The 12,035-nt window shown below is 70.8% G+C and carries 8 protein-coding genes; 3 read left to right on the top strand and 5 right to left on the bottom strand.

The genetic code is table 11. The features are described 5' to 3' along the window. Positions 1-175: 175 nt before the first annotated feature. A complete protein-coding gene (locus tag ACZ7L5_RS21050) occupies positions 176-583 on the bottom strand; it encodes an MGMT family protein (RefSeq protein WP_471020319.1) in 408 nt (135 codons plus the stop codon). Positions 584-769: 186 nt separating this feature from the next. Here ACZ7L5_RS21050 and ACZ7L5_RS21045 point away from each other — a divergent pair, with 186 nt between their 5' ends. The 3 genes from ACZ7L5_RS21045 (at position 770) to ACZ7L5_RS21035 (ending at position 7,007) form a co-directional block, all read left to right on the top strand. Further along, positions 770-3,598: a lysylphosphatidylglycerol synthase domain-containing protein gene (locus ACZ7L5_RS21045; RefSeq protein ID WP_471518304.1), complete on the top strand. Its 2,829-nt coding sequence runs from the start codon at positions 770-772 to the stop codon at positions 3,596-3,598. A gap of 175 nt (positions 3,599-3,773) precedes the next feature. Next, on the top strand, positions 3,774-5,321 hold the full coding sequence (locus tag ACZ7L5_RS21040; RefSeq protein WP_471518303.1) for an alpha/beta fold hydrolase: 1,548 nt from the start codon (positions 3,774-3,776) through the stop codon (positions 5,319-5,321). A gap of 135 nt (positions 5,322-5,456) precedes the next feature. Beyond that, positions 5,457-7,007 (top strand): alpha/beta hydrolase, encoded by a 1,551-nt coding sequence (locus tag ACZ7L5_RS21035; protein WP_471518302.1) that lies wholly within the window; start codon positions 5,457-5,459, stop codon positions 7,005-7,007. A gap of 83 nt (positions 7,008-7,090) precedes the next feature. On the opposite strand, the gene moeZ is transcribed toward ACZ7L5_RS21035, so the two are convergent. From moeZ to ACZ7L5_RS21015, 4 genes are all read right to left on the bottom strand, one after another. Beyond that, a complete protein-coding gene (moeZ, locus tag ACZ7L5_RS21030; RefSeq protein WP_328879451.1) occupies positions 7,091-8,269 on the bottom strand; it encodes an adenylyltransferase/sulfurtransferase MoeZ in 1,179 nt (392 codons plus the stop codon). Positions 8,270-8,332: 63 nt separating this feature from the next. Then, complete coding sequence (locus tag ACZ7L5_RS21025; protein ID WP_471518301.1) at positions 8,333-9,217, bottom strand: spherulation-specific family 4 protein; 885 nt, start codon at positions 9,215-9,217, stop codon at positions 8,333-8,335. Next, entirely contained in the window at positions 9,205-10,254 is a 1,050-nt protein-coding gene (locus ACZ7L5_RS21020; protein ID WP_471518300.1) for an NAD-dependent epimerase/dehydratase family protein, read from the bottom strand. Before ACZ7L5_RS21020 ends, ACZ7L5_RS21025 begins: the two co-directional genes overlap by 13 nt. 410 nt (positions 10,255-10,664) lie before the next feature. Then, positions 10,665-12,035, bottom strand: a 1,371-nt coding sequence (locus ACZ7L5_RS21015; protein ID WP_471518299.1) for a hypothetical protein, incomplete at its 5' end; no start/stop codon positions are given.

The raw sequence follows: 12,035 nt of genomic DNA, 5'->3' as shown, positions 1-12,035 counted from the left end.
TGCAGCCGACGCTACGCCGAGGGGTAGTGCGGAAGCAGGGCTTCCGATTCATCCCTCTGGGCACTCGTGGCACGTGCGTCCCTCGACTCACGAACGTACGTCATGCCACGGACGCGCCCTCTTTCCCCCGTACGGATCACAGGTCACACAGCGGGCCGTCCGATGGCGGAAGCTGTCAGGTGTGACCCTGTGCGCGTCCGCCGCCGTCCCAGCGCGCCCGTCTCATGTCGAGGCGCGGCAGGTGGCCTTCGGCGGCCCTGCTCGCCTCCTTCAGCGGTGTGCCTTCCGCGCGGTAGTGCTCCAGCGCCCGCAGCTCGTGGCCCGGCAGCAGGACCCCGTCCGCGCGGACCACCCGCCACCACGGAACGGCGCCCCCATAGAGGGCCATCGCACGGCCGACCTGCCGGGGACCGCCCTCCTCCAGCCACTCCGCGACGTCCCCGTACGTCATGACGCGCCCCGGCGGAATCACGTCGGCGACCTCCAGGACGCGCTCGGCGTACTCCGGCAGCGCGTCCGCGTGCTCCGGGTGGGCCCGGTCGTACTCCGGGCGGGTGTCGTCCGGAAGGCTCTCCTCGCTCATCCGGCCCATCCTGCCGCACCCCACCGACAATGTGACGCGCTCGCCACTGTGCGTATGCCTCGCCCCGAGGCGCGGCTTCGGGCAGACTGTGCGCCCCCGCATTTGCACCCTGATGCCCCCGTGTGTCGGTGGGGCATGCCACCATCGTGCGGGCGGTGACTGGTGATACGAGATCAAGAAGAGACGATGAAGCAGCAGGGTGTGCACCCGGAGGGCGCGGAAAGCACCTCTGACGCTTCGTCGCGCCCGGACGCCTCGAACGCCTCGAACGCCGACAAGAAGGACAGCGGCGACAAGAAGGACGAGACGGGCAAGGGTGGCGGCACGAGCGACGCCGGCCGCAAGGCCGTCGAGGGCAAGGCCGCGTACGACCTCGAAGAGGTGCACGCCGACGAGGTCGAGGGCGACGAACCGCTGCTCCCCGCGCGCGTGCACCGCCCGTCCGACCTCATGCGGCTCCTCGTGGGCGTGCTGGGCATCGCCCTGCTACTCGCGATCGCCGCGTTCGCGCACGGCACCACCTCGGGTCTTGAGCAGGACATCAACAAGGGCACCGGGCAGGCGCCCGACTTGTTCAGCAAGATCGCCGGGCTAGTGTCCAGCATCGCGATCCTCCTGGTGCCCGTCGCCTTCGCGATCGAGCGCCTGATCAAGCGGGACGGGCTGCGGATCGCCGACGGCGTCCTCGCCGCGGTCCTCGCGCACGGCGTGACGCTCGCCACAGACCTGTGGGTCGCGCGGGCCGCCCCGGACTCCATCCGGGACGCGCTCACCCAACCCTCCCCCGGCGACATCGGCTCCCTCACCGACCCGGTGCACGGCTACCTCGCCCCGGTCATCGCGTACATGACGGCCGTGGGCATGTCCCGCAGACCCCGCTGGCGTGCGGTCCTGTGGGCGGTCCTGGTCCTCTACGCCTTCTCGATGCTGGTCACCGGCTACACCACGCCGTTCTCGATCCTCCTGACGCTCCTGATCGGCTGGACCGTCGCCTACGGCACGCTGTACGCGGTCGGCTCGCCCAACGTCCGGCCCACAGGGCGGACCCTGATGGCGGGCCTCAGGCACGTCGGCTTCCGCCCGGTGAGCGCGGCCCGCGAGGAGGTGTCGGAGGAGTCCGGCGACCGTGGCCGGCGCTACTTCGTCACCCTCGAGGAGGGTCCCCCGCTCGACGTCACGGTGGTCGACCGGGAGCAGCAGGCCCAGGGCTTCTTCTACCGCGCGTGGCGCAATCTGACGCTGCGCGGCTTTGCCACCCGCAGCAGCCTCCAGTCGCTGCGCCAGGCCCTGGAGCAGGAGGCGCTGCTCGCCTACGCGGCGATCGCGGCCGGCGCCAACGCGCCCAAGCTGATCGCCACCTCGGAGCTCGGCCCGGACGCCGTGATGCTGGTCTACGAGCACACCGGCGGGCACACCCTGGACTCGCTGCCTGACGAGGAGATCACCGACGACCTGCTGCGCGACACCTGGCTCCAGGTGAAGGCGCTGCAGTCCCGCCGCATCGCCCACCGCAGACTCGTGGGTGACGCGATTCTGGTGGATCGTTCCGGCAAGGTGATCATCACCGATCTGCGGATCGGCGAGATCGCGGCGAACAATCTGCTGCTGCGCATGGACATCTCCCAGCTGCTGGTGACGCTGGGCCTGCGCGTCGGCGCCGAGCGGGCGGTGGCCTCGGCGGTGGGCGTACTCGGCCCCGACGCCGTGGCCGACTGTCTGCCGATGCTCCAGCCCATCGCCCTGAGCCGCTCCACGCGCGCGACGCTTCGCCGACTCGCCCGCGAGCGGGCCCAGCGCGAGCGTGAGGCGGTGCTGGAGGCCTCCCGGCACGCCAAGCACGCGCGCAGCGAGGAGGCCGCGGAGGACGCCGGGCCGGTACTCGACAAGCCCGACCAGGAGCTCGACAAGACGCTCGACAAGCCGGAGAAGCAGGACAAGAAGACCGTACGGGCGCAGGCGCGGGCCGAGAAGCGGGCCATCGACGAGGCCGTGGACGAGGCTCGCGAGGAGGATCTGCTCACTCAGATCCGCCACGAGGTGCTGCTCATCAGGCCGCAGGCACCCGTCGAACCCGCCCGGCTGGAGCGCGTCCGGCCGCGCACGCTGATCAGCCTCATCGCCGGCGCCATCGGCGCGTACTTCCTGCTGACGCAGCTCACGCACATCGAGTTCGGCCCGCTCATCGCCAACGCCCAGTGGGGCTGGGTGGCCGCGGCCGTGCTGTTCTCGGCGGCCAGTTACTTCGCGGCGGCGATGGCGCTGCTGGGGTTCGTGCCCGAGCGGGTGCCGTTCCGGCGGACCGTGTCGGCGCAGGTCGCCGGGTCCTTCGTGAAGATCGTCGCACCGGCCGCGGTCGGCGGCGTCGCCCTCAACACGCGGTTCCTGCAGCGCGCGGGAGTGCGGCCGGGACTCGCGGTGGCGAGCGTCGGCGCCTCGCAGTTGTTCGGGCTCGGCTGCCACATCCTGATGCTGCTGGCCTTCGGCTATCTGACCGGCACCGAGAAGACGCCGTCGCTGTCGCCGTCCCGGACCGTCATCGCAGGTCTGCTGACGGTGGCCGTACTGGTGCTCGTGGTGACGTCGGTGCCGTTCCTGCGGAAATTCGTCGTCACGCGCGTGAGGTCGTTGTTCGCGGGTGTCGTGCCGCGCATGCTCGACGTGCTTCAGCGGCCCCAGAAGCTGGTCACCGGCATCGGCGGCATGCTGCTGCTGACCGCCTGCTTCGTGATGTGCCTGGACGCGTCGATCAGGGCGTTCGGCAGCGAGGGGACCTCGATCAGCCTCGCCAGCGTGGCCGTCGTCTTCCTCGCGGGCAACGCCCTCGGCTCCGCGGCCCCGACCCCGGGGGGCGTCGGCGCCGTGGAGGCGACCCTGACCGTCGGTCTGATCGCCGTGGGCCTGCCCAGCGAGGTCGCCGCGCCGTCGGTGCTGCTGTTCCGGCTGCTGACACTGTGGCTGCCGGTGCTGCCGGGCTGGCTGGCCTTCAACCACCTGACCCGCAAGGGCGCCCTCTGACGCGCGCGGACTTGTCCTGCGAGGACCGCGGACTTGGCCTACGAGGACCAGGGACTTGTCCTACGAGGACCAGGGCGTCGTACGTTGTAAGGGCACCTAAGCGGGTGAGGCGTAGCCGTACCTCGTACGGACCGCGCCCCGAGCGCCCCACCACGTACGACCGCAGGATGGGACCATGCCGAACCCTCCCCGGAAGCGCGCCGCTGCCCTGACCGCCGCCGCCCTGCTGCTGTCCTCCTTGCTGGCCGGCTGCAGCGACGGCGACTCCGGGGACGAGGACCTCACGGCCCAGAACCTGAGCTGGAAGGACTGCCCGACCCCCTCCCAGGCGCAGGGCGGCGCGGGCAGCCCGTCACCGCTGCCGGACGGCGACTCATGGCAGTGCGCCACCATGAAGGCGCCTCGTGACTGGGACGACCCCAAGGGCGACACGATCGACATCGAGCTGATCCGGGCGCAGTCCAGCGGCGACCCGAATCGGCGCATCGGCTCGTTGATCTTCAACTTCGGCGGGCCCGGCGCGTCGGGCGTCACCACGCTGCCCGCCTTCGGCGACGGGTACGAGAAGCTGCGCACCCGCTACGACCTGGTGAGCTTCGACCCGCGCGGGGTCGGCCGCAGCGCGCCCGTACTGTGCGAGGACGACCAGCAGCTCGACGCCTACTTCCAGCAGGACACGACGCCGGACGACGCCACAGAGCGGACCGAACTGGTGGACAGCACCACGGAGTTCAACGACGCCTGCGAGGAGAACTCCGACGGGATGCTGCCGCATGTGCGCACCACCGACGCGGCCCGCGACATGGACCTGATGCGCCAGGTGCTCGGCGACGACAAACTGCACTACTTCGGCATCTCGTACGGCACCGAACTCGGCGGTGTCTACGCCCACTTGTTCCCCAAGAACGTAGGCCGCGCGGTCTTCGACGCGGTAGTCGACCCGACGCAGAACTCCGAGGAGGGCTCACTCGGGCAGGTCAAGGGCTTTCAGCTCGCGCTCGACAACTTCGCGGAGGACTGCACCTCGAAGACCGAGGACTGCCCGATCGGCGACACCGCACAGGACGTCAAGAACCGCATGGCGAAACTGCTGAAGGACCTCGACAGCAAGCCGATCCAGGGCGTGTTCCCGCGCGAGCTGACCCAGAGCGCTGCGACCAACGGCATCGCGCAGGCGCTGTACTCGCAGGACCTCTGGCAGTACCTCACCGAGGGGCTGGAGCAGGCGTACGACGGTGACGGCCGGATTCTGATGCTGCTGTCCGACTCGCTGAACGGGCGCAGCGAGAACGGCGAGTACAGCAACATCACCGCCGCCAACATCTCGATCAACTGCGCCGACGACAAGCCGCGGTACACCCCGGCAGACGTGGAGCGGAAACTGCCCGAATTCCGGGCCGCCTCGCCTCTGTTCGGCGACGCCTTCGCCTGGTCCATGCTCAGCTGCACCGACTGGGCCGTGGCGGGCGCCGCCGACCATCCCGACGTGAGCGCGCCCGGCTCCGCTCCGATCCTGGTCGTGGGCAACACGGGCGACCCGGCCACGCCGTATGAAGGCGCGCGGCGGATGGTGGAGGCGCTGGGCGACGGGGTGGGCGTCGAGCTGACGTACAAGGGGCAGGGGCATGGGGCATACAACAGCAAGAGCAAGTGCGTGCAGGACTCGGTGAACGGATATCTGCTGGACGGGAAGGTGCCGGCGGCCGGGACCGTCTGCTCCTGAGACCGCACCGAGAATCCAGAAAACAGCAGGTCAAAGAGTTATCCACAGGCCCGGACGGCATTTTCGTGATCCGCCTACTATGGCCTGACCGCCATCCGCGGCACGGTGCGGACGGCCTGCGAGGGGGGAATGGGCATGGCGCGTTTCGTACGGTGGACGGCTCTGACGGCCGCCGCCGCGCTGTTGGTGACGGGCTGCAGCGGCGGCTCGACCTCGGACGGCGCGGAGGCCGGTGAGGAGACGAGTGGCGCGAGTCCATCAGGCGCTTCCACGAGCTCGGCGACCGCACTGCCGGCCTCGCTCACCTCGCAGAAACTCGACTGGGGGCGATGCAAGGCCGCCGGGGACTCCCCCGCGCCGGGCGACGAGTGGCAGTGCGCGACCCTCAAGGCACCGTTGGACTGGACGAAACCGGACGGCAGGACGATCGGCCTCGCCCTGATCCGCGCCAAGGCGAGTGGCGACGATCGCATCGGTTCGCTCCTGTTCAACTTCGGCGGCCCCGGCAGCTCAGGGGTTTCCACACTGCCGTGGTACGCCTCCAACGCGTCCGAACTGGGCGAGCGGTACGACCTGGTGAGCTGGGATCCTCGCGGGGTGGGCGCCAGCGAGGGCGTCCGGTGCCGCAGCGACAAGGAGATCCAGGCCGCGGAGTCGGTGGACATCACTCCGGACACCCCGGCCGAGGAGACGGCGTACTTCCGGGATGCCGCCGCCTTCGGCAAGGGCTGCCAGAAGTCCACGGGGAAGCTGATGGCACATGTGTCGACCACGGACACTGCCCGAGACATGGACCTGATGCGCCAGGTGCTCGGCGATCCGAAGACGCACTACTTCGGCATCTCGTACGGCACCGAACTCGGCGGTGTCTACGCCCACTTGTTCCCGAAAAACGTGGGGCGGCTGATCCTGGACGCGGTCGCCGACCCGAGTGCCGACGCGGCGGGGCATGTCGAGAACCAGGCCAGGGGCTTTCAGCGCGCGTTGAACAACTACCTCAAGTCCACCGGCCAGGACGCCGAGACGGGCTCGCAGAAGATCGTGGACCTGCTGAAGCGAATCGATGAGAGCCCGCTCCCGACCGGATCCGAGCGAAGGCTCACGGAGGCACTCGCGCTCACCGGTCTCCTCAGGCCGCTGTACAGCGAGGCGAGTTGGCCGACCCTCACCAGCGCGCTCGATGCGGCCGAGCAGGGAGACGGCTCGGATCTCCTGGCGCTCGCCGACGAGTACAACGATCGGGACCCGTCGGGGCACTACGTCACGGGAGCCCACTCACAACGGGTCATATCGTGCCTGGACGACAAGCAGCGCCCCACCGCCGAGGAGGCGAGGAAGCTGCTGCCGCGGTTCGAGAAGGTCTCACCCGTGTTCGGACCCATGCTGGGCTGGGACACGGCCGGCTGGTGTCACGACTGGCCGGTGGCCGGGCAGTACGACACCCCCGAGGTGAGCGCGCCGGGTGCGGCGCCGATCCTGCTGGTCGGCAACACCGGCGATCCGGCGACGCCCTACGAGGGCACCCGGAAGATGGCCGACGAGCTCGGCAAGGGCGTCGGTGTGACGCTGACGTGGAAGGGCGAAGGCCACGCCGCGTACGGGAAGGGCAGCGACTGCGTCGACTCGGCGATCAACGCGTACCTGCTTCAGGGGACGGTGCCCAAGGACGGCAAGGTCTGCTCATGACGATGGCGGGGGCTTCGACCACGCATGGTGCTCGAAACCCCCGCCACCGGAGCCGGTCCCGCTCTGAGGGCGGAGCCGTTTGCTCAGTAGACCGGCTTGTCCGGTTCGATCTGGTTGACCCAGCCGATCACGCCGCCGCCGACGTGTACGGCGTCGGAGAAGCCCGCGGACTTCAGGACCGCGAGGACTTCCGCACTGCGGACACCCGTCTTGCAGTGCAAGACGATCTTCTTGTCCTGCGGGAGGCTCTCCAGGGCGGTGCCCATGAGGAACTCGTTCTTCGGGATCAGACGGGCGCCGGGGATCGAGACGATCTCGTACTCGTTGATCTCGCGGACATCGATGATGTCGATGTTCTCGCCGTCGTCGATCCACTCCTTGAGCTGCTTCGGAGTGATCGTCGAGCCGGCGGCGGCCTCCTGGGCCTCCTCGGAGACGACGCCGCAGAAGGCCTCGTAGTCGATGAGCTCGGTGACGGTCGGGTTCTCGCCGCAGACCGCGCAGTTCGGGTCCTTGCGGACCTTGACCTGGCGGTACTGCATCTCCAGGGCGTCGTAGATCATCAGGCGGCCGACCAGCGGCTCACCGATGCCCGCGAGCAGCTTGATGGCCTCGTTGACCTGGATGGAGCCGATGGACGCGCACAGCACGCCGAGCACGCCGCCCTCGGCGCAGGAGGGGACCATGCCGGGGGGCGGGGGCTCCGGGTAGAGGCAGCGGTAGCAGGGTCCGTGCTCGGACCAGAAGACGGAGGCCTGGCCGTCGAAGCGGTAGATCGAGCCCCAGACGTACGGCTTGTTCAGCAGCACGCAGGCGTCGTTGACCAGGTAGCGGGTCGCGAAGTTGTCCGTGCCGTCGACGATCAGGTCGTACTGGCTGAAGATGTCCATCACGTTGTCGGCCTCGAGCCGCTCCTCGTGAAGGATCACGTTCACGTACGGGTTGATGCCGAGGACGGAGTCGCGCGCGGACTCGGCCTTGGAGCGGCCGATGTCGGCCTGGCTGTGGATGATCTGGCGCTGCAGGTTCGACTCGTCGACCTCGTCGAACTCCACGATGCCGAGCGTGCCGACGCCCGCGGCGGCCAGGTACATCAGCGCCGGCGAGCCCAGGCCGCCGGCGCCCACACACAGCACCTTGGCGTTCTTCAGCCGCTTCTGCCCGTCCATCCCGACATCGGGGATGATCAGGTGGCGGGAGTACCTGCGAACCTCGTCTACGGTGAGCTCGGGGGCCGGCTCGACCAGGGGTGGCAGCGACACGGGGACTCCGTTGGTCGGTCTATCACTACGGTTGTTCTCCCCGTAACAGTGCCATGGCCTTTTTCATTCCGAGACACCTGTTCCGATCCGCGAGACGATTTCGTCCCAGTAGCCGGGCATGGTCTCCCAGGGGTCGGTGCGCCCGCCGCGGTCCGTGTGGTCGGTGAACCAGATCGTGGCGGCTCCCTGCCAGCGGGCGATACGCAGTGCCTCGTCGAGGTGCCCGAGGGGCACTCCGTGGACGAAGTGGCAGAAGCGGTCGGGCGGATAGTCGGCCGTCCACTCGGCGACCTGCGACCAGCGGTAGTCGCTCCACGAGCCGCGGAAGGTGACCATTTGGTCGGCGCACTCGGCGTAACCCGGGTGCGGGTGGGTGCCGTGGCCGAGGACGATGTGGGCCTCGTCACGCAGCGCGCGGAGCGTGCTGACCGTGCGGCGGACCTCGGGCAGGGCAGCGCGTTCGGTCGGGCAGCGGTCGAGGAAGAAGCCGTCGACGAGGTACCAGTCGAGGTAGCGCTGGGCCTCGGAGATCACCTCGTCGAAGGGGCGGGCACCGTGGAGCGTGCCGCCGTGGGACGTGCCGCAATGGGACCCGGCGAGGTGGGTCGTGCCGCGGTGGGCCCTGTCGTGGCGGGCCGTGCCGAGATGCGCCCGGTTGAGGCGGGTCGTGCCGGCGTGGGCTGGGTCGAGGCGGTCCACGTCGAGGTGGCCGAGGACGCGGACTCCGGCGTTGCGGAGTCTGCCGGCGGCCTCCAGGCAGTGGGGGTCGGGGCGGGCGCCGGGGCCGTCGGCGACGTTGAGGACGACCCAGTCCAGGGGGGTGCCGGGGCGGGTGAGTTCGCCCCACTCGGTCGGGGCGAGCAGAGGATGCGCATAGCCAGGGATGCCGAGGCCGGTACGGAGATCGGTGCTCGCTGTGGGCGGCGTGGCGCCGGTCAGATACGGCATGCCGCCTCCATCCAGATATCGCCCAGGGACTCTTCGAGGTTGATACGGGGGCGCCAGCCGAGCCGGTCGCGGGCGGTGCGTACGTCGGCCTGCTGCCAGCTGCCGCAGCCGTCCGGGTACGGGTAGGCGGCCGGGGAGACCTGGCCCGCCTGGGCGGCGTGGGCCGCGTGCGCCACGTGGGTCGCATGAGCGGTGTGGACGGCGTGGCCGGCGTGCGCGGCGTGGGACAAGTGGTCCGAATCGGGGCGCGGGTGGCCGATGGATGCCCTCAACGGGCCGGGTGGGCCGTCGAGTTCGTGGAGGGCGCCGCCATACCCCGCCACGCGGGCGAGCACGGCTGCGGCGTCGCGGAGGCGGACTGCGCGGCCCGAGCCGATGTTGATGACGCCCTGCGCGGCGGACAGCGAGGCGGCGTGGACTGCGCGGGCCACGTCGCGGACGTCGATGAAGTCGCGTTGGGCGCCGAGGCCGGTGAGTTTGAGCTCGCCGTCGCCCGACTGCATGGCGCGGCGCATGGCCTCGGCGAGGCGGCCGAGGGGGGAGCCGGCAGGGGTGCCGGGGCCTGCGGGCGAGAAGACCCGGAGGACCACGGCGTCCAGGCCGGAGCCCAGGACCAGTTCGGTGGCGGCGAGTTTGCTGACGCCGTACGGGCCGCCGGGGCGGGGGACGGCGTCCTCGGCCGTGGAGGAGCCTGGCTGGCTCGGGCCGTACTCGGCGCCGCAGCCGATCTGGACGAGGCGGGCGCCGCAGCCGCTGCGGCGCAGGGCCTCGCAGACGGTGGCGACGGCGACGGTGTTGTGGCGGGTGAGTTCGCGGGCGCCGCCTCTGGTGGCGCCGGCGCAGTTGATGACTACGCCGGGGTGGACCGCGTCGAGGAAGCGGGTGAGGGCGCCGGGGCTGCCTGATGCGAGGTCGAAGCGGACGTCGGCGTCGTCGCCGCGGCCCAGCGCGGTGAGTTGGACGGCGGGGTCGGCGAGGAGGCGGTCGGCTACGAAGCGACCGAGGTAGCCGTTGGCTCCGATCAGCAGGACTCTCATCGGGCGGCTCCCGGGGCCGAGGTGTGGTCGGGTCGGGAGGTGATCATTTGGGGTTCTCCTTCGGGGGCTTCAGGTGGAGGGGCTCTCGGGCGGGAAGGGGGTTCCGGGTAGGAGCCGGGTCCCGGGCGAGAGGGGGGTCTCGGGCGGGAGGCGGGTCTCGGGTAGGGGGTGTTCGGCGGGGCTGTGGGGGCGTATGCCTGCGGCGGCCCGTGCCGCTGGGTGGGGGTTCGCGTCGCCCCTGCGAGTGCGTTGTGGGTCGGGGCCGCGCCGGGGGGTGTCCGTCCTCGGTCGGGCGGTTGCCGTCGGGCAAGAAAGGCTGTCTCTTGACGCCGGCCGTTGCGGGCGGACACCCCCCGGCACGTCCCCTTGCCGCCCTACGCGGGCGCGGGCACGACGTGGTTGCTGATCCGTCAGCATGTGTCGTCCGCCCTCGCGTGTGCCGAAGCCCTCGTCACGGTGCGCAATGCGTGCAGAAGGAGGGTCAGGGCGCCTGCGCCGCAGGCGATGGTGGGGATGGCGGCCGGGCCCCATGTGTCGATGAGGGTCTGCACGGGGGTTGCCAGCAAGGCGCAGCCGGGCAGGCGCGCGGCGAAGAGGGTGGCCAGGGCCGTTGCCTCGGCTGAGGCTGCGGCGGTGAGGACGAGTGCGGGGGCGTGGGTGAAGCCGTGGGTGGTGAGGAGGCGGGCGAGGAGCAGGAGGGCGCCCAGGGTGAGGGTCTGGGGGTAGGCAGGGGGCTCGTCCAGGGTGGTCGTCGTGAGGGTCAGTAAAGCCGTCAGGGCGCAGAGGTAGAGGGCGACCGTGCCCAGGAGCAACGGCTTTGCCGAGGTGGCGAACTCCTCCAGGGCTCGGCTGGCCGAGAGTCTGCGGCGGGCCCGTACGGCGAAGAGGTGGGCGCACCAGGCTGCCGCGGCGCAGGAGAGGGTGAGAGCCAGTACGGGGGCCGTGGCGAGGGGCCAAGGGCCTTCGGCGGTGCCGGTGGGGAGGGCGTCCGGGCCCCCGGTGGCGGCTGCCTGGAGGAGGCCGTCGCCGAGGAGGGCGTAGGCGAGGAGCCAGGTGATCCGCGTGATGGTGGCGTGTGTGCGGTCCTTGCCGGCGAGGGGGCCCCTGGCCAGGGCGGCGCGTACGGCGAGGGCCACGGCGAGGGTTCCCACGGCGGCCGCGATGAGGCGGGACCGGCCGTGGGTGAGGTGCAGGGCGGTCACAGCTGCCGCGCAGAGGGCTCCGGGGAGGAGGGCGAGGAGAATCCAGTCCGCTCGGGCGCGGGGGGTGGTGAGGGCCGGGGCACCTGGGCGTGACTCGGCGTCGCGGGGTACGCGGGCGTACATCTCCTCCGCGAGCGAGAAGACGTCCCGGTGCAGGAAGCGGGACGCGGTTCGGTCGGTGATGCCGTGGGCTTCCAGGCCGGCCGCGATGTCCAAGGGGTCCACCGCGCGTTCGCACAGGTCCCGGTGACGGTGCATCAGGGCCTTCACGGGGTCGGCGCCCATGCGGCCGGCGGAGGTGGGGCGGGTGGACGCTGAGGTGGGGCTGGGGCTCGTTGAGGTTGATCGGGTGCCGGTGGTGCGCGTGGAGGTGCCGGTGAGGGTGGCGGATCGTGCGTCGGCGGTGGTGGGGGGCGGTCCGTCGGCTGTGCCTTCGCTTGCGTCCGTCCTAGCGGCCGCGCCTTCGCTTGCGTCCGTCCCAGCGGCCGCGCCTTCGCTTGCGTCCGTCCCAGCAGCCGCGCCTTCGCTTGCGTCCGTCCCAGCAGCCGCGCCTCCCCTTGCGTCCGTCCCAGCAGCCGC

Source organism: Streptomyces sp. NPDC107528, from assembly GCF_055639295.1.
Note: the sequence above shows the minus strand (reverse complement) of the source record. Positions and strands in the feature narration are given on the sequence as shown.